Consider the following 25,410-nt stretch of genomic DNA (forward strand, 5'->3'; position numbering starts at 1 on the left):
TTTTAGTCAGACGATTCCTAAGCCGGTTAAGCCGGTGAATCGGTTGATAAAATGCTCAAAGGGCTGTTTTTAAACAAAAAAAATATTACAGCGATTTTTCTTGTCTAAATCCCTTTTTTCCGGCATTGTCAACACTCGCTGAAACGTCACACTTTCGCGATTCAAATGTTTTTAAGAATTGTCCTATCAGATTTGTCTGTGACTTGCGCGATAGTGACAGGGCTCTCAAAACAGAGCGAAAGAAACACATAAACCAAATTCCCGGCGATTCCCACTATCGCGGGGACAAGAGTGACGTGGAAGTAACACAATAAACTTCGCAGAACGGGTCAGGGACGAGTCAAGATGGCGCAGGAATGCATTACGCCAGTCTGCCGAGCAGAATAAAAAAGTGTCTTTGGAAATCTCTCTCGTACCGCAAACGCGTATTCATCGTTGATTTAAACGGATAACAAATTGGTGAGGGTCGCTATAATGCCAACGATTATTATGGATTCATGTAACTACACACGCCTGGGTTTGTCAGACTATATGTCGGCAAAAGGAGTCAAAAAGAAAAATATTACTTCCGTGTCTGACATCGAACAATTGCAACAACGGTGTGAGCAATTAAAACCGGGCGTAGTATTTATTAACGAAGAATGCTTTATTCATGAATCCGATTCCAGCGATCGCATTCGTTCTATTATCATGCAGCATCCGGATACGCTATTCTTTATTTTTATGGCGATCTCGAATATCCATTTTGAGGAATACCTCTACGTTCGTAAGAACCTGATTATTACGTCAAAATCGATAAAAACATCGACACTGGACTCCCTGCTGGGCACCTACCTGCAAAAGAAACTCAATGCGTCACCGCGCATTTCTGCCGGGCTGGATATTCATCCACTGACATTGAGCCAGACTGAATCGAATATGCTGAAGATGTGGATGTCAGGTCATGACACTATTCAGATTTCGGATAAGATGCAAATCAAAGCGAAAACTGTTTCGTCACATAAAGGCAATATTAAACGCAAAATTAAAACGCACAATAAACAGGTTATTTATCATGTGGTGCGCCTGACAGATAATGTTACCTCGGGCATTTATGTCAACGTGCGATAATTTCACCCACCGATAATACGCTTTGTGGTCAAGGCCAGTCCCCGCGACTGGCCTTGATTATTTTTGAGCGTTTTGCGAGCGCGATCCCACTTCCCCGCTAAGCCTTTATCCCCTGCTGCCGATGCTTGTTTTCAGAACCCCTTACCACTATGAGAGCAAGGAAATGAAAACAGCATCGATAGATGAGCAACATAAGCTCAGCATCTGGCAAAACCTACGCCTGATGCCTCTGTTCAGCATGATCTTTGGTGGCATTCTGCTGCTTTTTGCCCTGTGCATTGGACTCGCCAGCTACTTTCTGATTCAGAGCAATAATTCCCTCAATGACGCCACCGATGAGATTCAGGTGCGCATGGGCATTTCTAACAGCTCAAACCATCTGCGAACCGCACGCCTTAATGTGCTGCAGTCGGGCGCTGCGGCGCGCATCGGTGAAATGGATGGCTATCGTGCCGATCTGGCGCGCACCGAAACGCGCATTAAGCAGGCGCGCGAGGGCTTCAAAATTTATATGGATCGCAAAATGAAGACGCCGGCTGACCTGGCGCTCGACGGTCCGCTCACCACCAGCTTCAACGCCTATATTGATAAAGGCCTGAAGCCGATGATCGAATCGGCGAAACAGGGCAGCTTTGAGGGGATTGTCGCGCAGGAGACCGATGTCACGCGTAAGCTGGATGATGCCTATAATGCCGTGCTGCTGAAGGCGATTAAGATCCGCACCGAGCGCGCCGAAGCGATTAACGCCGAAGCGGCGCATCAGTCGCGCGTCGGTTTTATCGCGATGGCTGCGGCTTTTGCCGCCGCGCTGCTGCTGGTGCTGCTCACCTTCGTATTCCTGCGCCGCGTGGTGATCAATCCGCTGCGCCTGTCGGTGGGTCGCATTGAGCGCATCGCGCAGGGCGATCTCACCGCCCCCGAGCAGGCCTATGGTCGCAACGAAATTGGCAGCCTGCTGCACAACCTGCAGCTGATGCAGGCGTCGCTGGTACGCACCGTCGGCACCGTCCGTGAAGGCGCGGTGGCGATTTATCAGGGCTCCAGCGAGATCTCCGCAGGTAACACCGATCTGTCATCACGCACCGAGCAGCAGGCTTCTGCGCTGGAGCAGACTGCCGCCAGCATGGAGCAGCTCACCGCCACGGTGAAGCAGAACGCCGAAAACGCCCATCACGCCAGCCAGCTGGCCGCCGATGCGTCAGGCAAAGCGCGCAGCGGTGGTGAACTGGTGAGCGGTGTGGTGAAAACCATGAATAACATCTCCGGCAGCTCGAAGAAAATCGCCGAGATTACCAATGTCATTAACAGTATCGCCTTCCAGACCAATATCCTGGCGCTCAACGCCGCGGTAGAAGCCGCGCGCGCCGGGGAACAGGGCCGTGGCTTCGCCGTGGTCGCCAGTGAAGTGCGCAATCTGGCGCAGCGCAGTGCGCAGGCAGCGAAAGAGATTGAGTCGCTGATTGCCGAGTCGGTGGATTTAATCAGTAACGGCTCGCATCAGGTCGGCGAAGCCGGCAGCACCATGGGCGAAATTGTTGAAGCGGTGCGCCGCGTTACCGACATTATGGCCGAGATTGCGGCAGCGTCTGATGAGCAGAGCCGTGGCATTCAGCAGGTCAGCCTGGCGGTGACCGAGATGGATAACGTGACGCAGCAGAATGCCTCGCTGGTGGAGGAAGCCTCTTCAGCTGCGGCTTCGCTGGAAGATCAGGCCGGTAAACTGACGCAGGCGGTGGCGGTGTTCCGCCTGAATGATACGCCGGCTTCGCTGGTGGCTGCTGCGCCGCAGCCAGCGCTGAAAGCGCCAGCGCTCGCTCCACGTCCGACGCTGGCTGCAGCGGGCAATGATAACTGGGAGACGTTTTAAGAGGAGTGAGGTGGGGTGCGGTATTTTTCCCTCACCCCAGCCCTCTCCCGCTTGCGGGAGAGGGGGCTGTCCGCGCGGCTGTTGAGTAGGTTTTCACACAACGCTTCAGGAACAACTTATTACTAAGCATCGGCGCTGAACGGTTCCCTCTCCCGCGAGCAGGAGCACTGAACGGTTCCCTCTCCCGCGTGCGGGAGAGGGTTAGGGTGAGGGTAATCTAATCGCAAAACCACACTACCCTTCCCCCGCATAAGACTCGACAAACACGCCTTCGGCGTGATCGCTCTCATTAAAGAACCAGATCCCCAGCGGATAATCCTCCAGCGCCACCAGATACATGGTGCCCTCATTAAAGCCTTCCACAGCCAGCACAGTACCGACGCGACGTGGGCCGCCGTCGGTTTTTACCGTTACCCGGTCATTGACCTTCATTGATTTCTCTCCAGAAACAGTCCTGCGCATAGTGTAACGGAAGATAGTCAGCGCTGCCTGATCGCGATCAGCGTCGGGCGATTACCCACACCGCATGCACGATGCCGGGGATGTAACCACACAGCGTCAGCAGAATGTTGAGCCAGAAGGCGCCGCCGAAGCCGACCTGTAAAAATACGCCCAGCGGTGGCAACAGAATGGCAATAATAATCCGAATTAAATCCATACTAACTCCCTGATAACCATAATAATCAACCAGCTGTAAGCATAGCTGCTTTACGCCAGAATGGGGAATGCAGCGGGTAAAGAAGTGTCAAAGCCGGGCTTTTCACTTTCTTAACGTTTCCCGGAAAGACTTTTGACGCGGCACCCTCGTACACTTGTCAGCACTGCACCAACCCCAAAGGGGCAGTCAACCTAAAAGTAACAAGGATTTTTGCCCGCGCAGCGCGGGCTTTTTTTTGCCCGTTTCCCGTCCACGTCCCTCGCCCGCTGTCACCGTCTATACTTGTCAGGAATCCGTTTGCCTCCGGGAGGCTGTCATGGCTACAGCAAAAGAGTACAGCGATAACGTGCAGCGCGAAGTGAACATCGACGTGGACGCGCTGCTGGAAGCGATTCAGAAAAAAACGTCAGGTGAAGTGCAGGAGTTTATGCAGGCTGAAGATGCGCACCGCGTGAAAGTGAATGGCGAAGCGTTTGACTCCTACACCGAACTGGCCGAGGCGTTTGAACTCGATATTCGTGATTTCACCATCACTGAAGTGAACCGCTGAAATCGATTTCAAAAAAAAGACCCGGCACGCTGGCCGGGTTGAAAAAAGAATAAATTCGTTACACCAGGAAAATCTTAACACCGCTTCAGAGTACGCCTTAGCTGAAGTAAGACAAGTCTCAATTCTGCACGCAATTCGAACAAATCTGCATAATCATGCACTGCTCTTACCGAAAACATCGCGCTACGGCTGACATTCTGCATGCACAAAACGTGCAGCCGCTTCGGTATCCGGGCGGTGTTTTAAGAATTATCCTGGATAGTGGCCGCGCCGGCGGCAAGGAAAAGTGTGATCGTGATTACGCTATTATACTGATTACACGTCGCTTTACGGATGCCTTTGGGCGTAAGGAGTGTATTGATGATCCCGTTAGATTCCTCCCTGCTGATCGTGACCGATCTCGATGGTTCGCTGCTCGATCATCATGACTATAACTGGCAGGCCGCCAGCGAGTGGCTGGCGCGTCTTAAGCAGCAACAGATTCCGCTGGTGATTTGTTCGAGTAAAACCGCAGCCGAAATTATTCCGCTGCAGAAGCGGCTGGGCATCGCCGGTGCGCCCTTTATCGCGGAAAACGGTGCCCGCGTCGCCTTCGGCGGGGAAGCACAGATCGCCGAAGAGCCCGGCGCCGATTATCTTGCGCTCTGCGCCACGCTCAGCAACCTGCAGGCGGATTTTCGCTTCACCGGCTTTCATGACTTTAGCGACGCAAAAGTGGCCCGTTTCACCGGCCTGACGCTGACGGAAGCCAGCCAGAGCCGACTGCGCGATGCGTCTGAAGTCATCGTATGGCGCGATGATGAAACGCGGCTCGACGCCTTCCGCGCGGCGCTGGCGCAGCATCAGCTGGCCCTGACACAGGGCGGACGTTTCTGGCACGTAATGCCGGCGGGCAGCGGTAAAGGCGTGGCGCTGGAACAGTTATTGCAGCAGTTGCAGCAGCAGGAAGGCACGAAGCGCACCACGATTGGTCTGGGCGATGGCCCTAATGATGCGCCGATGCTGGAGCGCGTCGATTATGCCGTGGTGATTAAAGGTTTCAGTAAAACCCCGGTGGTGCTGCAACGCAGCGATCATCACAACGTTTACCACACCGCACACGTTGGCCCTGAGGGCTGGCGCGAAGGTCTGGATTACTTTCTTGCCCAACCTGAATAACGGCAGCTGACCAGAAGGATGAGACGATGAGTGATTTTTACCAGAACGGCGTAATTACCAACTTTCATAATCTCACCCACCGCAGCGTGGAGTCGCTGGAAAAAGAGATGGTGCGCTTTGCGCGCAAGCGCAAAATGGGGCTCATTCTGCCCTCGCTGTTTTCCGAGCTGGAAGGCCCGGCGCTGGATAATATCGTCAATGAACTGGCGAAAGTGCCCTATCTGGAGGAGATTGTGATTGGCCTCGATCGTGCCGATCGCGATCAGTTTCTCTTCGCGCGCGAATTTTTCTCGCGCCTGCCGCAGCGCCACCGCATTTTGTGGAACGATGGCCCGCGGCTGAAAGCGCTGGACGCCGAGCTGGATAAAGAGGGCCTGTCGCCCAGCCAGCCCGGCAAGGGGCGCAACGTGTGGTTCTGCACCGGCTACACGCTCGCCTCCGACCGCTCGCAGTGCGTGGCGCTGCATGACTGCGATATCGTGACCTATGAACGCGGCATGCTGGCACGTCTGCTCTACCCGCTGGCCAACCCGGCGTTTCAGTATGAATTCTGCAAAGGTTTCTATGCGCGCGTTGCAGACGGCAAGCTTAATGGCCGCGTCGGGCGTCTGCTGGTGGGCCCGCTGCTGCGCTCGCTGCAGAAAGTCTACGGCCATTCGGAGTATCTCGACTATCTCACCAGTTTCCGCTATCCGCTGTCCGGCGAGTTTGCCATGCGCACCCACGTGCTGAACGGCATCAAAATCCCTGGCGACTGGGGGCTGGAGATTGGCGTGCTGTCAGAGATTTATCGCAATTACACCACGCGGCAGACCTGCCAGGTGGAAATCGCGGACAACTACGACCATAAGCATCAGCCGCTGGCAGAAGAGGACGGCACCGGTGGCCTGAAACGCATGAGTAACGATATCGTGCAGTCGCTGCTGCGTAAGCTGGCGACAATGGGCGTGCCGCTCACCAGCGACTCATTCCGCGTGCTGAAGGCCACCTATTATCGCAACGCGCTGGACATGATGGAGATCTACAACCACGAAGCCACTATGAACGGACTGAAGTTTGATCAGCACATTGAAGAAGCGGCGGTCGAGATGTTCACCCAGGCGATTCTCGACGCCGGCCAGTCGTTCATCGAGCGGCCAAACGAGAAACCGTTTATCCCCAGCTGGAGCCGCGTGCAGTCGGCGTTCCCCGATATCCTGCAGCGCATCTATCAGGCGGTAGAAGAGGATAACGAGGGCAAAGTCTAACCGGCCGCGCACACCCGATTGCGACCGCCGCTTTTCGCCAGATACAGGCGGCGGTCCGCTACCGCCTGCAGACTTTCTGCATGGTAACTGCCCTGCTCAGTACTGCAGCTGACACCTGCCGACAACGTAACGCTAAAGGTGGTGCTGGCGTTGACCAGAATGGTTTTGGCCGCCAGCCGGCTGCGGATACGCTCCGCCACGCCCTGCGCCTCAGCCAGCGTGGTGTGCGGCAGCACAATACAAAATTCCTCGCCGCCGATGCGTCCGGCCACGTCGTAAGGGCGCAGCGTATGTTTGATGACGCCGGCCACGCGCATCAGCGCCTGATCGCCCGCGTGATGGCCCCAGCTATCATTGACCTTTTTGAAATGATCGATATCGAGCTGGATCACCGCCAGCGGCTGTTGCTGCTGTTCGCAGCGCCGCGCCAGCGCGATAAACTGGTCGAAAAAGGCGCTGCGATTAAGCAGGCGCGTCAGGCCGTCATAATTAGCGCGCCAGGCCAGTCGCGCCGAGAGATCTTCCAGCCGCCGTACCAGGCGGAAAATCACCTGATGCGCCAGCGCCAGTAACAGCACGAACAGCAGCCACATGCCCAACAGAAACAGCGCTACCCGCCCCAGCTCCTGCGCCAGCCCCTGGCGCAGGCTCTGCACGTTGATTAGCCAGGCATCGACATTTTTTAACTTAACCCAGCTGGCCAGCTGACTGCCCAGCCACAGTGTTCCGGCCGGCTGCTGGTGAATCGCCTGCATCAGCTGGCCGCGCTGCGCGGGGGTCAATGCCACATCGTGCGGTGCCGGCAGCCGGGTGATCTCGTTGAGTGCGCGATCTTCGAGCACCAGCTTGCCCTGCAGCACGCTGTGACGCGACTGGTGCAGCAATGCATTAATTCGCTGCTGGGTGAAGTCCATCGACAACACGCCGTACCAGTGCTGATGGGCGATCACCGGCGCGCTCACCGTCAGCATCAACCCTTCGTTGAACTCCCCCTGATAGGCTTCGGTCCAGTGCCATCGCGTCTGCGGCGCCCGGCCCGGCTGCTGGTCGCGAAAATAGGGTCGCTGCGTCATGGTGGCGTAACTTTGTGCCAGCTCCTGCGCGTCGCGCGGCGGACGTGAGCTGATGTAATAGCCCGCGCGCGAGGTGTACCAGAAGCGTGAATAAAAGTCCTGCGCCTCATCGCTGAACTGCATGATAAAGCTGAACTCCAGCGCAGCGCGCAGCTCGGGCAGCAGATAAGTATCATCGCGCTGCAGCAGCGCATCACGCTGCAGCCATTCGTCGCTGACGCCGTTAATCGGCATGCTGCGCAGGTTAGCGATCTGCAACTGCCACACCGGCTGATGGCGCAACTGCTGAAAACGCTGCAGGGCGTGCTGACCATAATCGGCGTTCAGCGGGTGCGTCAGCGCGTAGCTGAGCATCCGCTGATAATAATTAAGCTCGTCCAGACTCTCCTGAAAGCGGCTATCGAGGCTGCGCTGGATCTCGGACAGCTGGGCGCGCTGCCGCTGCTGATAGTTATTTTTTAATTCCAGCGCTTCATGGACGGTGAGAAAAAGTGAAAAGAGAAAGACCGCCAGAAAACAGAGATGTACGCGCAGCGCAGGCGTCATGCGGCGTGATGACAGTGGCGAGATTGGCATCAGTAGCCAGGCTCCGGATAACAACGAATTGAAGAAGTGTAGTCAGGCAGGAAAACGGCGCACAGGCAGAGATCAGGAAAAACGTGAAAAGTGACAATGACATCGGGACGGCGCGCTGACCGTCCCAAGGGGCTCAGCTGGCCAGCTGGCGCGCGGCCGACAGATGCGTCAGCTCATCACTGCGGAACGCTTCGCGGCGTACACTGTAGCCATCATACCAACGACACTCTACCATTCCGCTGGCATAGCCGGTCACCACCATGGTGGGTCCGCCCTGTTTGTGCTGAACTTCGTCACTGATTGCAAAGGTCATACCGCGCCCTCCCTTCTCACCGTTGATTGAACGGATTAAGGTATAGCAGCTGTGCGCGTTTTTTGCCTATAGGATATTGCTATTACTGTGACAAATTCGGAATAAGCAGTGAAAAATGCCTTAAATAAACAAAGCCGATAAAAGTTATTATCGGCTTTGAATGATTTTCCCGGGTGGGAAATCAGATTTTGCAGCCTTCGCAGTCGGCTTCGTCGCTGATATCCGCCGGCACTTCACTGGCTTTTTCTGCCGCTTTGGCTTCCGCCTGCTCCAGCTGTGCATCGATATCAAATTCAAACATATCGTCGTTCATCATCGTTCTCCTGACCCGTGATTAGAAATTTCCTGCGCTTTATACCGATTTACCGCGCAGCTTCGCAACCAGATTTACCACTAACAGCACAATCGACCCAACGATAAAGCCCAGCACCAGATTCGCGCCGTTGCTCAGTAACATGGAAACCACGCCCGGGAAGCCGCTGCTGTACTCTTCAATGGCATGATGCAGCGGCGCGATACCGTGCACAATAATGCCGCCGCCCACCAGGAACATCGCGACGGTGCCAACCACCGACAGGATTTTCATCAGCCACGGAGCCAGCGCCAGCAGCGCGCCGCCGGTGGCCTGCGCCAGCGTGGAAGACTTCTCACGCAGCCAGTAGCCGAGATCGTCAATCTTAACGATCATCGCCACAATACCGTACACGCCGATGGTCACCAGAATGGCAATACCGGCGAGGATTAACACCTGATTGAGCAGCGGCGCATCCGAAACAATGCCCAGGGTAATCGCCACAATTTCAGCCGACAGAATGAAGTCGGTGCGCACTGCGCCTTTCACCTTATCTTTTTCGAACTGGCGCGGGTCCTGCTGCGCCAGATTATCCAGCCGCTTTTGCCGCGCTTCCGGGCTCTTCTCTGCTTTGTCGTGGTGCAGGCTGTGCAGCACTTTTTCCACCCCTTCAAAGCACAGATAAGCGCCGCCAATCATCAGCAGCGGCGTAATCAGCCAGGGCGCAAATGCGGAGATCAGCAGCGCCAGCGGCACCAGGATCAGTTTGTTGATAAACGAGCCTTTCGCCACGCCCCACACCACCGGGAGCTCACGATTGGCCTTCACGCCCGTCACCTGCTGCGCATTGAGCGACAGATCATCGCCCAGCACGCCGGCGGTCTTTTTTGCCGCCACTTTGCCCATGACGGAAATGTCGTCGAGCAGCGTGGCAATATCATCCAGAAGAGTCAGTAAGCTGGTTCCTGCCAAAATGTCATTCCTTATTCCGGTTCGTGATCCTGACAACAGGGGCACCGCTCAATCGCCGTCACCGTCATATCGGCGATGCCCGCACAGTCCCATTCGACGCGTAACGTTTTCCCGTGCAGATCGTCGGCGTGCAGATACTTGCTCACCGGACTTTCTGTCATGCCGCTTATCTCCTCGGTGGCCACCAGCGTATCGTCCAGGTAAATGCGCGCCGTGGCATGGGCATTGACCATGCGCTCATCGCGCAGTTGATACAGGCGTCTGACCGTCAGTTTGATGCTGCTCATGGTGGTGTTCCGCGTCCCAGAGAAAACGCTGATCTAAACTGTTATGGCAGCTAAAAGCAATCACCCTGCCTTAATCCGCCCGATAGTGATGCAATCCCTGATGATCGATCTCGCTGCTGTGCGTGGCAGCCAGCAGCCACTCTTCCAGCCGCTCCACCAGCGCCTCATCTTCCAGCCGCAGTTTGCCGCGCAGCGCGCATTCCCAGACGATCAGCACCTTCCAGCCGCTTTCCTGCAGCTGCTGCACATAGCGCCGGTCACGCTCCACGTTACTGTTGATTTTGCCGCTCCAGAATTCGGTACGCGTGGCCGGCATTTTGAACAAATAACAGTGATGACGATGCCAGAAACAGCCGTGCACAAAGATAATGGCTTTGTGCTGCGGCAGCACAAAATCCGGCCGGCCCGGCAGCGCTTTGTCCTGTACACGAAAGCTAAAGCCGCGATCTTTCAGCAGCAGCGCAATACGCTGCTCAATCGCCGTATCCTGATTGCGAATGGCGCGCATATTTTTGCTGCGAATATCATGCGAGTGGACGTCTGCCATGGCGTCTCCTTTTTTGCGGGCTTCTTCAACTTTAGCGCGTTGAGGCAAAAGCGAAAGTTTGTGCGGAGCAGATTGCGAGACGCCGCGCAGCCATCGTTAATTTCCACGCCGCGCCAGGAGTGGTAGCATAGCCGCTTCACTGTTAAGGAAAAACGCATGCTTGCACTCGATCCCGCCGCGACGGCTTCGCCCTCCCCGCACTCCGCTGATGATGACGCCACCGCGTTACTGCTGCAGGTACTGGATATCTACGCGGCCCGCGATCTGGTGGTCATCCTGAGCGAGGCCGGCGGCCGCGACTGGAGTATCACGCAGCTTAACCGTATTCGCGCGGGAAAAAGTGCCGCGCCCGCGCTGTCCGCGGCGGAGGTCGCCCGTTTGCAGGCGCTGCTGCCGTCGCGACCGGCGCATTATGACAATCCCCGCTTTCAGTTTATCGATCTGTTTGCCGGCATCGGGGGTATTCGCCGCGGCTTTGAGCAGATTGGTGGCCAGTGCGTATTCACCAGCGAGTGGAATAAAGAAGCGGTGCGCACCTATAAAGCCAATCACTACAGCGATCCCGCCCGGCATCAGTTCAACAGTGATATCCGGCTGATTACCCAGCCGGCCGGTTTGCCGGATGAGCAGGCGATTTATCAGCATATCGATAAGACGATTCCCGACCATCAGGTGCTGCTGGCCGGCTTTCCCTGTCAGCCCTTTTCGCTGGCCGGCGTCAGTAAGAAGAATGCGCTGGGTCGCGCGCACGGTTTTGAATGTGAAGCCCAGGGCACGCTGTTTTTTGATGTGGCGCGCATCCTCGCCGCCAAAAAACCGCCGTTTTTCGTGCTGGAGAATGTGAAGAACCTCAAGAGCCATGATAAAGGCCGCACCTTTGCCATTATTATGGCCACGCTGGATGAGCTGGGTTACGACGTCGCTGACGCGGCTGACGACCCGTCGCCGGATGCCAAAGTGGTCGATGCGCGTCACTTCCTGCCACAGCACCGCGAGCGCATCGTGCTGGTGGGGATCCGGCGCGATACCGGCCTGAGCGAGGGTTTTTCGCTGCGCGCGCTGGCGGCACTCTATCCGCCTGAAGTTCCGCCGCTGCACAGCCTGCTGGAGCCGCAGCCAGCGGCAAAATATACCCTGTCGCCCACGCTGTGGCACTATCTCTACCAGTATGCGAAGAAACATAAAGCCAAAGGCAACGGTTTTGGCTTTGGCCTCAACGATCCGCGCAATCCGCACTGCTGCGTACGCACGCTGTCAGCGCGCTACTATAAAGACGGTTCGGAAATCCTGATCGATCGCGGCTGGGATCACGCGCTGGGCGAGCAGGATTTTCAGCAGGCCGCGAACATGGCGCGCCGCCCGCGCCGCCTGACGCCGCGTGAATGTGCCCGCCTGATGGGCTTTGAAGCGCCGGGCGAAGCGCGCTTCCGCATTCCGGTCTCCGACACACAAGCCTACAAACAGTTTGGTAACTCGGTGGTGGTGCCGGTGTTCGCCGCCGTAGCGAAACTGCTGCTGCCGCTGATTGAGCAGCACGCGCGTCAGCGCCGCTGAAAACGCAGCCGCGCTTCACGCCCCGGTTTTCCGCCCCGCAATTTGCTTTAGTAACGCGCGATGTGCTGTTTTGCCGCACATCGCGCGCACTGTCACCGGACTGTCACGCATCAAACCAATACTGCGTTTTATTTTTTGCGGAGCTGTTTGATGTCTCTCCTGTCTGTAATCTCCCTGCCGCTGCGGCTGCGACCTCGTTTTACCCTGCGTCTGCCCGTCTGGCTCTCCAGCCTGCGCAGCCAGTTCATGCTGTTTATTGTGCTGTTTTGTCTGCTGCAGTTTGCCGGGGTGCTGTTGCTCAACCAGCACGTGAATCAGACGCAACACTCATTGCAGCAGGCCAGCCAGCTGCGCGAACGGCTGGCCCTGCTGGATAAAGCACGCATTGAGTTACTCACCGCCAGCGACAACAGCCATCGTGCCGGCATTTATCTGATGCAGGACCAGCAGAGCGGTTCGGTCGACAGCTGGAAAAGCCTGGCGGCGGCCGCCACTACCTCATTGCAGCAGGCGCAGCAGCTGTTTGCTGCCTATCAGGCGAAAAGCGATAGCCCGCTGGCACAGGGCTTCGTGCTGCTGGCTGGCGGGCTGCAGGAGCAGCTGAAAGGGCTGGCAGCCAATGATATCAACGCATTTTTTATGGTGCCGATGCAGGCTTTCCAGCAGCAGTTCAACGATGCCTGGTTTAACGAAATCGAACAGGCCAATCAGCAGCTCGGCAGCGTCAACCAGCATTCGCTCAGCACGCTCAAGCAGAGCCGCAATCTGGCGCTGGCGATTGCCGCGTTATTAATGGCGCTGCTGCTGCTGGCCGCCGCGCTGCTGATGCGCGGCGTGTTGCTGCCGCTGCGTCACGCCAACGCCCAGCTGGCACAAATCGCGACGGGCGATCTGGTCGCCAGCCCGGCACCGACGCGTCGTCAGTCGCTGGAAACGCGCCAGCTGCTCCTGTCCATCGATACCATGCGTCAGGGTTTGCAGCAGATCGTCAGCGACATCACGACGGTAGCAACCCGGGTGGCGGCCGGCGCTGACGAGATGCAGCAGCATAATCAGCAGGTGATGCAGCAGCATCAGGCGCAAAATGCCAGCTTCCATCATCTGTCGCAGCGGCTGCATCGCGTGTCAGAAGAGGTGGAAAAAGGTGCACACTTCTCGCAACAGGCGACGCACGACGCGCAGTCCGCGGATGCGCTGATGCGTCACTGCGCCCATGAAGTCGACAATATGGAACACCAGATGCAGCAAATCGTCGCGGCCGCCGGCGATATCGCTGGCATCGTCGGCATGCTGGACAGCCTGTCGATGCAGACGCGTCTGCTGTCGCTTAATGCGGCGATAGAATCTGCGCATGCTGGCGCTTACGGGCGCAGTTTTTCGGTCGTCGCCAAAGAGATGGGATTGCTGTCGCAGCAGAGCGGCGCTTCCACGCGGCAGATCGACGGTTTAATCCAGCACACGCAGCAGCACGTGCAGGATGGCTTTGCGAAGGTGCAGGCGCTGGAAGTGCTGTTTGCGCGGATTGGCCAGGCGGTATCGGGCGTAGTCAGCCAGCTGAATGAACTGCAGGATAACAGTACGGCGCAGAGCCATCGCGTGAGCAAAATTGCCCGGGAAGTGGTGGAAATGAGTCTTCAGCTCCAGCAAAACGAAGCCCTGACTGATCAGCAAGTGCAGGCAGCGGCGCAGCTGAGTGAACTTTCAGCGCGACTGACGCAGCGCGCGCAGCAGTTCCGCGTTAGCTAAGGCGCAGAAAGAAAAAACCCGTCAGCGACGGGTTTTCGTATTATTTCTTTGTCTTACTTTTCTTCAGCAGTGCACGCACCTGCTTCAGCTCGGCGGCGCTCAGTTGATCGCCCGCCTCTTCAGTATGCAGGCTGTCGACGGCCGGTGGCTCAACGGCATCTAAACTGGCCTGCAGGCGGTTAACGATCTCCTGGCTCATGGAGATTTGGTTATCAGCGGCTAACTGTTTAATGTGCTCTTTCAGCGCCGGGTCAATTTTAATGGTTAAGTTAACGGTCTCGGTCATCTTCACACTCCCTCTTGATTTACAACAACGTAGCGGAAGCAGATGAAAGTTAACAGACTGTCATAAAAATTTAATATTGTGCCGGTATGGGACTGAAATCGCGTAACACGGACTCATCAATATCGGTCAGATTGCCCTGCAGTTCGGCGCACAGCTTTGCCATATAGCGGACGAGAAAATCGGCGTTGTGTTCCGCCAGCAGACGGCCGGTTTCCGTCTGCATGGTCTGCGGCAGGCTCAGCAGTTTCTTCTGGAAATGATCCAGCGTCCACTTTACGTCATCCAGTTCACGGTCTTTACCCAGCGGATCGTCGCTGTCGAACAACGGCCGTCCCAGCGCACCTGCGGTATAGAAAACGCGCGCAAGGCCAATCGCGCCTAATGATTCGAGACGATCGGCGTCCTGAACGATCTTCGCTTCTAACGTTTTTGGCGTAATGCGGGCGCTGAAACTGTGGGCCTGCACCGCATGCGCCACGCTGTCCAGCAGCGCTGAGGGGAAGTCCGGAAAATCCTGTTGCAGAATGCGGCGCGTCTCTTCCGCCGCGTAAGTCGAAGCCAGATGGCGTTCCGGATGGTTTTTCGGCAGGTTCACCACATCGTGAAAATAGCAGGCGGTCAGCACCACCAGCGGATCGGCATTGGTGTTTTGCATAATGCGGGCCGCGCTCATCCAGACGCGGCGCAGGTGCGCGATATCATGGGCTTTATCATCGTGCAGCCAGTTCAGCTGCAGCCAGCTTTCGTAACGGTGTTGCCAATGGGTCAGTGACATCGTGCTTCTCCTGTTATTGCTATTATTTCGCACCGGGTAGGGCTTGCGCCCATCATAGCGGCCCGGTGATGACACTTTCTTTACACCCTTCCCGGATGTCCAGCGCAAAAAAATGCGATCCCGATCATGTTATAGCGCTGTTAATGCCGCTTGCCCAGCCGCGATACGGTTTTCAGTATTTCCTTAACCTGTTTTAGTTAAGCCACTCTGTTTAATTTCGGTGATGCATTTCCCACTGGGTGAATTTTCAGCATCGCCAAAGGTCCAGTTTAGCCTGTCGCAACCCCAGCATTAAATCGCCCCTTTGCATAGCGACATAATCTGAAAAGATTCCCATTGCGACCGTTATAACGTACTGTATAGGGGAAATTTACGGCTCTCACCTGTACCCGAAGCCTTCGTCAGCACACTGTTTGCTTATGAGCCATTTTTAATACCGGAAGCGGCAGTTATTGCCCGATAATAAGGCGACAAATTATTAAGCAAATTGATTCAAACCCATTATGCTAATGCTCTCATCCGAGGATACGGATGTTTCGTCGAAGTTCTCCGGGTACGTGATACAACATGAGGTACATAATGAAAGAACGGCCGATTCTTTTTTCCGAACAGCGGGTGCGCGCCCTGCTGGTTGGCCAGCAAACTCAGACCCGGCGCATTATGAAAACTCAGGCGTTTGGCCCGGGACAGGATCATCATGAAGGCGTGCACGCGTTTGATGTCAGCGCTAATCATCTGCATGGCTATAAGCTGATGTCGATGGCGGACATTGGCGCCCAGTGCCCGTTTGGCCAGGTCGGCGATCGCCTGTGGGTGCGTGAAACCTGGCGGGGTCCGATTGTGCCTGAGGCGCAGCTGGCGGAATACGAGCGCGATCCTCTGCCGTTCCGCAATCCGGCATTTTGCCAGTATCGCGCCGACAGCCATGAACTTGGACAACAGGAAGAAAATCAGCAGGTCGCCGAGCAGTTTGGCTGGCAGACCGCCATCCATATGCCGCGCTGGGCCAGCCGCATCGATCTGGAAATCACGGCGGTACGCGCGGAGAAAATTCAGGACATCAGCGAAGACGACATCATGGCGGAAGGCGTGCAGACCGATTCGCACTTCCTCAATAATTTCTTCACTATGAACATGAATTCCGAATCGCCGAAAGAAGCTTACCGCAAGGCGTGGCAGAAGCAGTATGGCGCCACCAGCTGGGAGGTGAATCCCTGGGTCTGGGTCATCGCATTCCAGCGTGTGGAGCGTGAAGGCTAAGCGTTTGCCCTCTTCCGCACAGAAGAGGGCGTCATCTTTTGCGCGATTCAGTGAATCACCAGCCCTTGCCCCCTCGCCGGCGGCACAGCGCGCCCCTTTCCCACCTTGCCAGTTTGCAATCCCTGTCACAGACAAATCCGCCGCTAACAGGTTGAATAAGCGGCTTTGATTCCACGCTGGCAATTTATCGTCTGCCGCGTCAGGATATGATTTCCGCCCTGCAGAGTGAGTGACGCAATGATCAAATGGCCGTGGCGTGCACAAAAAGATGCTGCCGTGACTGCCCTGCCCTGGCAACAGGCGCTGGGGCAGCCGATCTTTTCTCTGCTGAACAGCGACGAACAGCAGGCACTGGTGGCGCTGGCGCAACGCTTCCTGCTGCAGAAAAAAATCACCCCGCTGCAGGGTCTGGAACTCAGCGAACTGCGCCTGACTCGCCTGTCGTTGCTGTTTTGCCTGCCGGTATTGAAGCTGGGTCTGGAATGGCTCGACGGCTTCCACGAAGTGCTGATCTACCCGGAGCCGTTCAGCGTTGACGATCGCTGGGAGGACGACAGCGGCCTGGTGCACCACGCGCCGGCCGTGCATGCCGGCCAGAGCTGGACGCAGGGACCGGTGGTGCTGAACGCGCTGGACATCCAGGACTCATACGATCTCTCTGGTTACAACCTGGTGATCCACGAAGTGGCGCACAAGCTCGACGCGCGCGGCAGCGGTTACACCAGCGGCATCCCGGCCATCGCGCTGCGCGATGTGGCCAGCTGGGAGAAAGATTTACTGCAGGCGATGGCCGAGATTGAAGCGGAAGTGGAGCTGGTGGGTGAACAGGCCGCGACCCTCGATCCTTATGCCGCCAGCGATCCGGCGGAATGTTTTGCCGTGCTGTCGGAGTACTTTTTCAGCGCCCCCGACCTGCTCGCCAGCCGTTTTCCGGCCATGTATCGCCACCTTCAGCAGTTTTACCATCAGGATCCGCTGGCGCGGCTGGCGCAGCAGGCACCGGAATCTGCTTAAATCACGATCGCTTTGCCGCTTTGCTAGCCAGTTGAATACAAATGTGTTTTTAGCGGTTGACACCCACAGGGGCTGCCATTAATATTCGCCTCGTTCCAACGATTCCTCTGTAGTTCAGTCGGTAGAACGGCGGACTGTTAATCCGTATGTCACTGGTTCGAGTCCAGTCAGAGGAGCCATATTCAGGTCAGCAGACGTTTCATAACGTCTGCTTTCCGCTTTTCAGTCAGGCAGTTATCCTTTCCCCTACGTTCCACCACGTCCGATAAAGTACGGCATCATCCGCCCTCATTTAATGGTATATTTGCTGGTATATCCGGTTCGATCTGTTTTGTACCATCAGACGGAGGGCTGACCTGTGGCGCTTACTGATATAAAAATAAGAAATACAAAGCCTTCCGTGAAAGCCGTCAAACTTACGGACGGCTTCGGTATGTATCTGCTCATACACCCCAACGGCTCAAAATACTGGCGCATGCAGTACCGTTTTGGCGGTAAGCAAAAAACTCTGGCACTTGGCGTTTATCCTGCCATCTCTTTATCTGATGCAAGGCAACGCCGTGACGAAGCAAAAAAGCTGCTGGCGAAAGGAACCGACCCTGTTGTGAAGAAGCAGGACGACAAACGGGAAAACAGTGGCATTTTTTCGTTTGAATCGGTCGCCAGACAATGGCATGCGGGCAATAAAAAATGGTCAGAAGAATACAAAGGGAAAATTCTGCGCACGCTGGAAACCTACCTTTTTCCGGTAATTGGCAATCACCATATCGCAGAACTGAAAACCCGCGACCTGTTGGTGCCGATAAAAGCGGTTGAGGATAAGGGTTTTAATGAAGTGGCTATGCGTCTTCAACAGCGTACCACCGCCATTATGCGTTACGCCGTTCAACAGGGCATTCTTGATTACAATCCTGCTCAGGAAATGTCAGGTGCGATTACCACAGGTAAACGCGCTCACCGTCCCGCCCTGCCCTTTGAACGATATCACGAGTTTTTAGAAAGCATTGACGGTTATCGTGGACGATTACTTACCCGGCTGGCAGTAAAACTCACCCTGCTTACCTTTATTCGTTCCAGCGAACTCCGTTTTGCACGATGGTCAGAAATTGATTTTAAAAAATCGCTCTGGACGATACCAGGTGAGCGTGCAGCACTTCCGGGAGTAAAAAACTCACATCGTGGAGCCAAAATGAAAACCTCGCACCTGGTTCCACTCAGCAGGCAGGCTATTGCCATTCTGAAAGAAATACAGGAAATCAGTGGCGACCATAACTTCATATTTATCGGCGACCACTATGCTGACAAACCCATGAGTGAAAACACGGTCAACAAGGCACTACGCACTATGGGCTACGACACGCAGAAAGACGTCTGCGGTCACGGTTTTCGGACAATGGCTTGCAGTTCACTTATTGAGTCGGGTAAATGGTCTAAGGATGCCGTTGAACGCCAGATGAGCCATCAGGAACGCAATAATGTCCGCGCTGCTTACATCCATCAGGCCGAACATCTGGATGAGCGCAGGCTTATGCTGCAATGGTGGGCTGATTTTCTGGATGCTAACCGGGAAGGTATGGTCAGGCCGTTTGAGTTTGCTGGCAGAAAATAACCTTAACATTCTCTGAATGGGAAAATTTAACTCCCCTGACTTTAAACCATCAGGGGAGTTAAATCCGGTTCCTGACGCCCTGTTTTATGATAAAAACGTTATATTTCTGAATATCAGGACAGGGTATATAACAACCGCACTATTTGTAAAATATAAAAGGAATGGCGACATATGTTTAATAACACTTTGACTGACCTTGTCAACAGTCGGTTATAATTTAATTTCTACCGCGCCATCCGGCTTGCTCAACCCTTCACAGCGGAAAACAAGGTTTCGACTGTTCAGCGTTTATCAGAAAATAATACTATTTTTCTTTTTCTATTGCCTTTCCCAGCATGGAAGAAAAACGGCTCTGGTAACGCAGATTCAGTCCATTTTCCGTTTCCTTCTTTCCTTGTATTGAATCATCATTTTTTAATTCAGGATCTACTGTTCCGACTTTCTGTTTCTCTCGTTTACTTTTTACTGTTGAAATTTTATTTTTCTGTTCTTTTTTCATATTTTCATTTTCTCTGGCTCTGGCCCCGTTACTTATGAACTTTTTGCGTTGTTCTTCTGTCAGCCCGGCACAAGTAATAAGAAAACCTACTAACATATCCTGATCAACGTCCAGTCCAAGATACTTTGCAACCTCACCACCCAGCACAATTTTCCTGTGCGTTTTCTCTTTGCGACTCAGTGCTTTTTCTTTTGTCGTTAATCTGTTCAGTTCCTGTTGTGCTGATGCCAGTAGCTGACGTAAATCTTTTCTTTCCATAATACTCTCCTGTTTTTTAGTTTATTTTAAGCCCTCACATAGAGAGCTAATTTATCTTTTTTTGTATTTTTGTTTTTTTATTAAATGCTTAAATCCATAAATAACAGATTTATTTTTACTTGCAAATTTTACAAGATTAGAATTCCGGGTTATATTATTAATGTAAGCACTAAGTAAATATCCCTTCTTTGATTTATATCCCTTTACCCCTTAGCTTACGCGCCTCTTCTTTCGGCGCTTAGATCCAGAGAAAAACTTAATCATTGTTTTATTGTTATTCGGCGCAAGCTGAATAAAAAATAAATAAAATGCCCACTTATACATTGCTTCGCAACGTGTGGGCCTGGCGGGGGCCTTAAAGTCAAAACATAAGTTTTTCTTACGAGAAACTAAAAGCAGCAAAGGTCAACACCTTTAAAACAAATTAAAACCAGCAAGGAGTATTTTTGTAGTATGGCAATATTTCATTTATCGTTTAGTATGCTAAAAAGATCCGCAGGAAAATCGTCCTGCTATCTCGCCGCATATAACGCAAGAGAAAGAATAGAAGACGTGAGAACAGGAGACGTGTACGATTATTCATATCGTTCCGACCTGTTCCACCACTGCATTCTTGCGCCAGAACACACACCTTTTAATATTATTGAAAACTCTGCTGTGTTATGGAACCAAATAGAACAAATCGAAAAACGTAAAGATGCCCAGCTCTCACGTTATTTTGATATCGCTATTCCTGTCGAACTGGATAACGATGCTAAAATCGCGTTAGTGAAAAACTACTGTAAACGTAATTTCGTCAGTAAAGGCATGATTGCCGATATCTCTTTTCATGATCTTGAGGGTCATAATCCCCATGCTCACGTTATGCTGACACTACGCGAGATAACCCCACAGGGTTTTGGCAACAAGAACCGCGACTGGAACGAGCATGATTTAATGGATGAGTGGCGTGCGTCATGGTCCAGAATGTCTAACCGTGCACTTGAACGTACTGGTTCTACAAAGCGTATAGATCACCGTTCCCTTTCAGCGCAGCGTGAAGAAGCGATTGTTCTGGCTAAGGCAGCACAGGAAACAGGAAGAGAGGATATCGCAAACGAACACCTGGCTAAGGCCATTGAACTTGATCGCCCTGCTCTTACCAGGATAGACCGTAAATCATGGCATACCAATAGAGCCAAAACCCTACGTGCCGCAGAGCAGGCGCAAGCAGCACAGACCAAACAATCTGCTTACGATTTCAGGCAGTTGTTTAACAGTGATGTGGGTCATCTCATGACCGTCAACCTCAACACTTTCCGTATTGAACGTCTGGAAGCGAAACCAGCACCACAACCCCCGGTACAACGTTCGCCAGAACTCGCTCGTCAGCCTGTACTGGTTGTTCCCGAAAGAAAGCGCCGCTTTAAGCCCGTCGAGGCTAAGCAAAAGGATATGTCCCTTTACTATGGTGTTGCACCAAAAACAGAAAAACCAACGCTATTAAGGCGTAAGCGTAAGATCAATCTACACAAGCTATATGATTTTATTAAAATTTTTATGAGTGTGTTGGTTAAACGCCCTGTTAAGAAAACCGAACCAGAACCTGCTACCACTACCGTAGCCACACCACCTGTTATCGATCCGTTTGATGAGATCATGATTGACCCAGTTACAAAATTGAAGATCACCCGCAGTCAGTGGGAGGCTATGGGGACTACCAGTAAATCAGTAGAGGTTTCCAAACCGTTGGAAGTTAACTACAACCACGAGCCTGAGAAAAAACAAGAGCCAGACAAAACAAGCCGACCAGTTGCCTTTCCACCTTTACCAAAGGAAAAGAAAGTTGCTACAAAATCAAAAGCTTTCACGCTGCCTAAACTTCACTTTGGTTCGAGCAAACGCAAAGATGAATGATTTTCAATCAAAACAATCAATTCTGAGTGATTAATAATCAGTTGATAAGCTCGTAACAACAGGAACTTTAAGGCAAAATAGGTCAATCGTCCGTATCTGGAAAATGACCGTAATGGCTAGAAAACCCAAAGAAATCAAAGCAGACCCGTTAGAGGTCATCCTGTGGAAAGCGGCTGATAAGCTACGTAAAAACATTGATGCCGCCGAGTACAAGCATGTGGTATTGGGCCTGATTTTCCTTAAATACATTTCAGATTCTTTTGAATCGCATTACGAACTGTTGAAAGCAGGCGAAGATGAATTCGCAGGTGCAGACCCAGAAGACAAAGACGAATACACCGCCTATAACGTGTTCTTTGTTCCTGAACTGGCACGATGGAGTTACCTGATATCTAAGGCTAAGCTACCCGAAATCGGTAAGCTGGTTGATGATGCGATGGAGCTTATCGAAGCGGGTAACCCACAGCTAAAAGGTGTGTTGCCGAAAGTCTATGCTCGCCAAAATCTTGATGCCACTGTTCTTGGTGAACTGATAGATCTGATTGGCAACATTGCATTGGGTGATGCCAAAGCGCGTTCTGCTGACGTTTTAGGCCACGTATTCGAATACTTCCTTGGTGAGTTCGCACTGGCCGAAGGTAAACAAGGCGGTCAGTTCTATACACCAAAATCCATTGTAAGCCTGCTGGTTAACATGCTGGAACCTTACAAAGGCCGTGTCTTTGACCCCTGCTGTGGTTCTGGTGGTATGTTCGTTCAGTCAGAAAAATTTGTTGAAGCCCATCAGGGTAATATTGACGATATTTATATTTCCGGTCAGGAATCCAATCAGACAACTTGGCGTCTGGCAAAGATGAACCTTGCTATTCGTGGCATTAACTCAGAACACGTCCGCTGGAACACCGAAGGCTCATTCCTGAACGATGCCCATAAAGATTTAAAATCTGATTTTATTATTGCTAACCCTCCGTTTAACGTATCCGACTGGTCAGGTGAACTGCTACGTAAAGATGCTCGTTGGCAATATGGTGCTCCGCCTGCTGGTAATGCTAACTTTGCCTGGATGCAACACTTCCTTTATCACCTGTCGCCGAAAGGTCAGGCTGGCGTTGTGCTGGCAAAAGGGGCTTTAACCTCTAAAAGTTCGGGTGAAGGTGATATACGTGCCGCACTGGTTAAAGATGCCAATGTTATTGACTGTATCGTTAACTTACCCGCAAAACTGTTCCTGAACACCCAGATTCCGGCCGCGTTATGGTTTATGCGCCGAGATCGTAAAAACAGCAATCAGTATCGAGATCGCAGTAAAGAAATTCTGTTTATTGACGCCCGTAATCTTGGTCATTTGATCAACCGCCGCAGTAAAGTGCTTTCAGACGACGATATAAAAACCATTGCCGATACCTACCATAACTGGCGTAATAAAGGTGGCGACTATGAGGACGTTGCTGGTTTCTGTGCTTCCGTAGACATTGATGAAGTGGCTAAACTCGATTATGTGCTGACACCTGGCCGTTATGTTGGCCTTGCTGACGAAGAAGACGATTTTGACTTTAAAGAACGCTTTACGGCTCTTAAAGCTGAGTTTGAGGCTCAATTGAAAGAGGAAACTCGTCTGAATACAGCTATCGCTGAAAATCTGGCGAAGGTGGTGTTATGAGTGAGTGGATAAAAACTAAACTTGGTGAGATAGTCATTCTTAATTATGGTAAAGCATTAAAGGCACAGGATAGAAATCCTGGCTCTATACCTGTATATAGTTCAGGTGGATTAACTGGTTGGCATGACAAAGCATTAATAAATGAGCACGGAATTATTGTTGGTCGCAAAGGAACTGTTGGGAAAGTGTACTTGACTTACAAACCATTTTGGTGTATTGATACTGCTTATTACATTTTACCTAATCCTTCAAAATATGATTTTGTTTTTTTATTCTATTTATTGAAAACATTAGGGCTTGAGGAACTTAACGAAGATAGCGCTGTTCCTGGACTAAACAGAGATACCGCTTATAGTCAAGAGATCCTATTACCTTCACTACCCGAACAAAAATCAATAGCCGCCGTGCTATCCTCTCTTGATAACAAAATAGACCTGCTTCATCGCCAAAATAAGACGTTGGAATCTGTGGCTGAAACCCTGTTTAGGCAGTGGTTCATTTTAGACGACACGGATACATCAGTCAGTATAGATCAAATAATTGATTTTAATCCAAAGAGAACTTTAACAAAAAGCCAAGACGCCACTTACCTGGATATGGCTGGACTAAGCACTGATATTTTTCGTGCTACTGGATATTACAAACGTCCATTCTCTTCGGGAACCAAATTCACTAAACAAGATACTCTGTTAGCGAGAATTACCCCATGTTTAGAAAATGGTAAAGCTGCCTATATTGATTTTTTAGACGAAAATGAAACCGGATGGGGTTCAACTGAGTTCATAGTTATGCGTCCTAAAAAAGAAATTCATCCTATGATTTCATATATCATGTGCCGAAATCCAGACTTCAAGGAATATGCAGAAAGTTGTATGGAAGGGTCAACTGGCAGACAACGAGTTAACTTGGATTATCTTAAGAAGTTCAATGTTAATCTGCCAACAGAAGCTTCCCTACGCAAAATTAATGAGTTATTAGATTCATTTGAAAGTAAACTTATTAACAACTCAAAACAAATTGATAGCTTAGAAAAAATCCGCGATACCTTACTTCCCAAGCTAATGAGCGGTGAAGTACGGGTTCAGTATGCAGAAGAAGCAATCGCGTCAGTAGCATAAAATAATTAAGCGGGTGCACAACCCGCTCTCTGGTTAAGCGGCAATAAGGACAGTACGCATGGCAAAGATGACCGAATCTGATATTGAAGTAATGGCGATTGAACACTTGCAAGGGCTGGGCTATGAATATGTTTATGGTCCGGACATTGAACCCAGTGGAATCAATCCGTTACGTAGCTATCAGCAGGTTATCCTTGAAGATAAGGTGCGTACTGCGCTACAACGCCTGAATCCTCACCTCAGTGAACAGAAGTGTGAGGAAGCCCTGAAACAGGTGATGCAGATCAGCACACCTGATCTTATGGCAAACAATCTGGCCTTTCATCGCCTGTTGACCGAAGGAATCAATATCGAAGTCAGCAAAGACGGGAATACTCAGGGGGAACTGGCCTGCCTTATCGACTTTAACGATCCCACGAATAATGAATTTCTGGTCATTAATCAGCTCACCATCAAAGAAGACAACCACACCCGACGACCGGATCTTATTTTGTTCATCAACGGTCTGCCATTAGTCGTTATCGAACTTAAAAATGCCGCTGATGAAAATGCTACGGTTGCAGGTGCTTATAACCAGATTAAAACCTATCAGAACCAAATCCCCAGCCTGTTTACCTACAATGCCTTTAATGTGATTTCTGACGGACTGGAAGCCAAAGCGGGGACAGTTTCGGCTGATTTCAGTCGTTATATGACATGGAAAACCGCTAACGGTAAAACGCAAGCTACCAGTACCCAGCCACAACTCGAAGTTTTATTACAAGGGTTGCTTAATCCTGTAACACTGCTGGATATGATCCGCCACTTTATCGTGTTTGAAGCCAGCAAACATGAAGATAATAAAGGGATTATCAGTATCCGCACGGTTAAAAAAATGGCGGCTTATCATCAGTACTACGCGGTCAATGCAGCAGTACTTTCCACTATTCGTGCCTCAGCGGTAAATGCTGACTCCCCCTCCGCCGAAGTGGCACTGCGCCAACAGGGACGTAACAGTAAAGAGCTTGTTAATGCACAAAAAACCGGGGACCGCAAAGCGGGCGTAGTCTGGCATACCCAGGGTTCCGGTAAATCGCTTTCGATGG

The 25,410-nt window shown here is 52.3% G+C and carries 25 protein-coding genes and 1 tRNA gene; 15 read left to right on the top strand and 11 right to left on the bottom strand.

Annotated features, from left to right (window positions below; translation table 11 throughout):
* The first annotated feature begins 474 nt into the window (after positions 1-474).
* Both rcsA and FT726_RS13635 read left to right on the top strand, forming a co-directional pair.
* Entirely contained in the window at positions 475-1,110 is a 636-nt protein-coding gene (gene rcsA, locus FT726_RS13630) for a transcriptional regulator RcsA (RefSeq protein WP_021509858.1), read from the top strand.
* A gap of 163 nt (positions 1,111-1,273) precedes the next feature.
* Complete coding sequence (locus tag FT726_RS13635) at positions 1,274-2,977, top strand: methyl-accepting chemotaxis protein (protein WP_021509857.1); 1,704 nt, start codon at positions 1,274-1,276, stop codon at positions 2,975-2,977.
* Positions 2,978-3,211: 234 nt separating this feature from the next.
* Here FT726_RS13635 and dsrB read toward each other — a convergent pair whose 3' ends face one another.
* Both dsrB and FT726_RS13645 read right to left on the bottom strand, forming a co-directional pair.
* Complete coding sequence (dsrB, locus tag FT726_RS13640; protein WP_282996419.1) at positions 3,212-3,409, bottom strand: protein DsrB; 198 nt, start codon at positions 3,407-3,409, stop codon at positions 3,212-3,214.
* Between the two features lie 67 nt (positions 3,410-3,476).
* Entirely contained in the window at positions 3,477-3,635 is a 159-nt protein-coding gene (locus tag FT726_RS13645; protein WP_021509855.1) for a YqaE/Pmp3 family membrane protein, read from the bottom strand.
* Between the two features lie 316 nt (positions 3,636-3,951).
* On the opposite strand from FT726_RS13645, the gene FT726_RS13650 reads away from it, so the two are divergent.
* The 3 genes from FT726_RS13650 to FT726_RS13660 all read left to right on the top strand — a co-directional run bounded on the left by FT726_RS13650 (position 3,952) and on the right by FT726_RS13660 (position 6,590).
* The gene (locus FT726_RS13650; RefSeq protein WP_058757390.1) at positions 3,952-4,185 is read left to right on the top strand and encodes a YodD family protein; all 234 of its coding nucleotides are present in this window, start codon (positions 3,952-3,954) and stop codon (positions 4,183-4,185) included.
* Between the two features lie 360 nt (positions 4,186-4,545).
* Positions 4,546-5,343: a mannosyl-3-phosphoglycerate phosphatase-related protein gene (locus FT726_RS13655; RefSeq protein ID WP_288421760.1), complete on the top strand. Its 798-nt coding sequence runs from the start codon at positions 4,546-4,548 to the stop codon at positions 5,341-5,343.
* A gap of 26 nt (positions 5,344-5,369) precedes the next feature.
* Complete coding sequence (locus FT726_RS13660) at positions 5,370-6,590, top strand: hypothetical protein (RefSeq protein ID WP_058757388.1); 1,221 nt, start codon at positions 5,370-5,372, stop codon at positions 6,588-6,590.
* Here FT726_RS13660 and dgcQ read toward each other — a convergent pair.
* From dgcQ to FT726_RS13690, 6 genes are all read right to left on the bottom strand, one after another.
* A complete protein-coding gene (gene dgcQ / locus FT726_RS13665) occupies positions 6,587-8,239 on the bottom strand; it encodes a cellulose biosynthesis regulator diguanylate cyclase DgcQ (protein WP_288421757.1) in 1,653 nt (550 codons plus the stop codon). The two genes, FT726_RS13660 and dgcQ, sit on opposite strands and share 4 nt — an antisense overlap.
* Before the next feature lie 133 nt (positions 8,240-8,372).
* Complete coding sequence (locus FT726_RS13670; protein ID WP_010618657.1) at positions 8,373-8,552, bottom strand: YodC family protein; 180 nt, start codon at positions 8,550-8,552, stop codon at positions 8,373-8,375.
* 181 nt (positions 8,553-8,733) lie between these two features.
* A complete protein-coding gene (locus FT726_RS13675) occupies positions 8,734-8,868 on the bottom strand; it encodes a hypothetical protein (protein WP_254919505.1) in 135 nt (44 codons plus the stop codon).
* 36 nt (positions 8,869-8,904) lie between these two features.
* Entirely contained in the window at positions 8,905-9,816 is a 912-nt protein-coding gene (locus FT726_RS13680; protein ID WP_058757386.1) for a DUF808 domain-containing protein, read from the bottom strand.
* An 11-nt stretch (positions 9,817-9,827) separates the two neighbouring features.
* Positions 9,828-10,103 carry a hypothetical protein gene (locus FT726_RS13685; protein ID WP_021509848.1) on the bottom strand — a complete coding sequence of 92 codons (276 nt, stop codon included), beginning with the start codon at positions 10,101-10,103 and terminating at the stop codon, positions 9,828-9,830.
* 70 nt (positions 10,104-10,173) lie between these two features.
* A complete protein-coding gene (locus tag FT726_RS13690; RefSeq protein WP_058757385.1) occupies positions 10,174-10,650 on the bottom strand; it encodes a very short patch repair endonuclease in 477 nt (158 codons plus the stop codon).
* A 156-nt stretch (positions 10,651-10,806) separates the two neighbouring features.
* Here FT726_RS13690 and dcm point away from each other — a divergent pair, with 156 nt between their 5' ends.
* Both dcm and FT726_RS13700 read left to right on the top strand, forming a co-directional pair.
* On the top strand, positions 10,807-12,204 hold the full coding sequence (gene dcm, locus FT726_RS13695; protein ID WP_058771150.1) for a DNA (cytosine-5-)-methyltransferase: 1,398 nt from the start codon (positions 10,807-10,809) through the stop codon (positions 12,202-12,204).
* A 150-nt stretch (positions 12,205-12,354) separates the two neighbouring features.
* Positions 12,355-13,950, top strand: coding sequence for a methyl-accepting chemotaxis protein (locus tag FT726_RS13700; RefSeq protein WP_325923819.1), 1,596 nt, complete (start codon positions 12,355-12,357; stop codon positions 13,948-13,950).
* 40 nt (positions 13,951-13,990) lie between these two features.
* Here FT726_RS13700 and FT726_RS13705 read toward each other — a convergent pair whose 3' ends face one another.
* Positions 13,991-14,236: a hypothetical protein gene (locus tag FT726_RS13705; protein ID WP_346302924.1), complete on the bottom strand. Its 246-nt coding sequence runs from the start codon at positions 14,234-14,236 to the stop codon at positions 13,991-13,993.
* A gap of 70 nt (positions 14,237-14,306) precedes the next feature.
* On the bottom strand, positions 14,307-15,011 hold the full coding sequence (locus FT726_RS13710; RefSeq protein ID WP_058757381.1) for a phosphohydrolase: 705 nt from the start codon (positions 15,009-15,011) through the stop codon (positions 14,307-14,309).
* A gap of 579 nt (positions 15,012-15,590) precedes the next feature.
* Here FT726_RS13710 and FT726_RS13715 point away from each other — a divergent pair.
* The 4 genes from FT726_RS13715 to FT726_RS13730 all read left to right on the top strand — a co-directional run bounded on the left by FT726_RS13715 (position 15,591) and on the right by FT726_RS13730 (position 18,894).
* Positions 15,591-16,271 (top strand): hypothetical protein, encoded by a 681-nt coding sequence (locus FT726_RS13715; RefSeq protein WP_058771148.1) that lies wholly within the window; start codon positions 15,591-15,593, stop codon positions 16,269-16,271.
* A gap of 237 nt (positions 16,272-16,508) precedes the next feature.
* Positions 16,509-17,285 carry a DgsA anti-repressor MtfA gene (gene mtfA, locus FT726_RS13720; RefSeq protein ID WP_058757379.1) on the top strand — a complete coding sequence of 259 codons (777 nt, stop codon included), beginning with the start codon at positions 16,509-16,511 and terminating at the stop codon, positions 17,283-17,285.
* 103 nt (positions 17,286-17,388) lie between these two features.
* Positions 17,389-17,464: transfer RNA gene (locus tag FT726_RS13725), tRNA-Asn, on the top strand.
* 179 nt (positions 17,465-17,643) lie between these two features.
* Entirely contained in the window at positions 17,644-18,894 is a 1,251-nt protein-coding gene (locus FT726_RS13730) for an integrase arm-type DNA-binding domain-containing protein (protein WP_346302925.1), read from the top strand.
* A gap of 304 nt (positions 18,895-19,198) precedes the next feature.
* Here the strand turns inward: FT726_RS13730 and traD are convergent, their stop codons facing one another.
* Positions 19,199-19,651 (bottom strand): conjugal transfer protein TraD, encoded by a 453-nt coding sequence (traD, locus tag FT726_RS13735; RefSeq protein ID WP_346302926.1) that lies wholly within the window; start codon positions 19,649-19,651, stop codon positions 19,199-19,201.
* 453 nt (positions 19,652-20,104) lie between these two features.
* Here traD and mobQ point away from each other — a divergent pair, with 453 nt between their 5' ends.
* The 4 genes from mobQ to FT726_RS13755 form a co-directional block, all read left to right on the top strand.
* Entirely contained in the window at positions 20,105-21,547 is a 1,443-nt protein-coding gene (gene mobQ / locus FT726_RS13740; protein WP_346302927.1) for a MobQ family relaxase, read from the top strand.
* 112 nt (positions 21,548-21,659) lie between these two features.
* Complete coding sequence (locus tag FT726_RS13745) at positions 21,660-23,207, top strand: class I SAM-dependent DNA methyltransferase (protein ID WP_346302928.1); 1,548 nt, start codon at positions 21,660-21,662, stop codon at positions 23,205-23,207.
* On the top strand, positions 23,204-24,325 hold the full coding sequence (locus FT726_RS13750) for a restriction endonuclease subunit S (RefSeq protein ID WP_346302929.1): 1,122 nt from the start codon (positions 23,204-23,206) through the stop codon (positions 24,323-24,325). The genes FT726_RS13745 and FT726_RS13750 overlap by 4 nt, the downstream gene beginning before the upstream one ends.
* 58 nt (positions 24,326-24,383) lie before the next feature.
* A partial coding sequence (locus FT726_RS13755; RefSeq protein ID WP_346302930.1) for a type I restriction endonuclease occupies positions 24,384-25,410 on the top strand: 1,027 nt, incomplete at its 3' end.

Source organism: Pantoea sp. Morm (genome assembly GCF_016643525.1).
GTDB lineage: Bacteria > Pseudomonadota > Gammaproteobacteria > Enterobacterales > Enterobacteriaceae > Pantoea > Pantoea dispersa.

Excerpts from the sequence above, each read along its gene's own strand:
- rcsA (WP_021509858.1), top strand. The coding sequence starts at position 475 with ATGCCAACGATTATTATGGATTCATGTAACTACACACGCCTGGGTTTG.
- FT726_RS13635 (WP_021509857.1), top strand. The coding sequence starts at position 1,274 with ATGAAAACAGCATCGATAGATGAGCAACATAAGCTCAGCATCTGGCAA.
- dsrB (WP_282996419.1), bottom strand. The coding sequence starts at position 3,409 with ATGAAGGTCAATGACCGGGTAACGGTAAAAACCGACGGCGGCCCACGT.
- FT726_RS13645 (WP_021509855.1), bottom strand. The coding sequence starts at position 3,635 with ATGGATTTAATTCGGATTATTATTGCCATTCTGTTGCCACCGCTGGGC.
- FT726_RS13650 (WP_058757390.1), top strand. The coding sequence starts at position 3,952 with ATGGCTACAGCAAAAGAGTACAGCGATAACGTGCAGCGCGAAGTGAAC.
- FT726_RS13655 (WP_288421760.1), top strand. The coding sequence starts at position 4,546 with ATGATCCCGTTAGATTCCTCCCTGCTGATCGTGACCGATCTCGATGGT.
- FT726_RS13660 (WP_058757388.1), top strand. The coding sequence starts at position 5,370 with ATGAGTGATTTTTACCAGAACGGCGTAATTACCAACTTTCATAATCTC.
- dgcQ (WP_288421757.1), bottom strand. The coding sequence starts at position 8,239 with ATGCCAATCTCGCCACTGTCATCACGCCGCATGACGCCTGCGCTGCGC.
- FT726_RS13670 (WP_010618657.1), bottom strand. The coding sequence starts at position 8,552 with ATGACCTTTGCAATCAGTGACGAAGTTCAGCACAAACAGGGCGGACCC.
- FT726_RS13675 (WP_254919505.1), bottom strand. The coding sequence starts at position 8,868 with ATGATGAACGACGATATGTTTGAATTTGATATCGATGCACAGCTGGAG.
- FT726_RS13685 (WP_021509848.1), bottom strand. The coding sequence starts at position 10,103 with ATGAGCAGCATCAAACTGACGGTCAGACGCCTGTATCAACTGCGCGAT.
- FT726_RS13690 (WP_058757385.1), bottom strand. The coding sequence starts at position 10,650 with ATGGCAGACGTCCACTCGCATGATATTCGCAGCAAAAATATGCGCGCC.
- dcm (WP_058771150.1), top strand. The coding sequence starts at position 10,807 with ATGCTTGCACTCGATCCCGCCGCGACGGCTTCGCCCTCCCCGCACTCC.
- FT726_RS13700 (WP_325923819.1), top strand. The coding sequence starts at position 12,355 with ATGTCTCTCCTGTCTGTAATCTCCCTGCCGCTGCGGCTGCGACCTCGT.
- FT726_RS13705 (WP_346302924.1), bottom strand. The coding sequence starts at position 14,236 with ATGACCGAGACCGTTAACTTAACCATTAAAATTGACCCGGCGCTGAAA.
- FT726_RS13710 (WP_058757381.1), bottom strand. The coding sequence starts at position 15,011 with ATGTCACTGACCCATTGGCAACACCGTTACGAAAGCTGGCTGCAGCTG.
- FT726_RS13715 (WP_058771148.1), top strand. The coding sequence starts at position 15,591 with ATGAAAGAACGGCCGATTCTTTTTTCCGAACAGCGGGTGCGCGCCCTG.
- mtfA (WP_058757379.1), top strand. The coding sequence starts at position 16,509 with ATGATCAAATGGCCGTGGCGTGCACAAAAAGATGCTGCCGTGACTGCC.
- traD (WP_346302926.1), bottom strand. The coding sequence starts at position 19,651 with ATGGAAAGAAAAGATTTACGTCAGCTACTGGCATCAGCACAACAGGAA.
- mobQ (WP_346302927.1), top strand. The coding sequence starts at position 20,105 with ATGGCAATATTTCATTTATCGTTTAGTATGCTAAAAAGATCCGCAGGA.
- FT726_RS13745 (WP_346302928.1), top strand. The coding sequence starts at position 21,660 with ATGGCTAGAAAACCCAAAGAAATCAAAGCAGACCCGTTAGAGGTCATC.
- FT726_RS13750 (WP_346302929.1), top strand. The coding sequence starts at position 23,204 with ATGAGTGAGTGGATAAAAACTAAACTTGGTGAGATAGTCATTCTTAAT.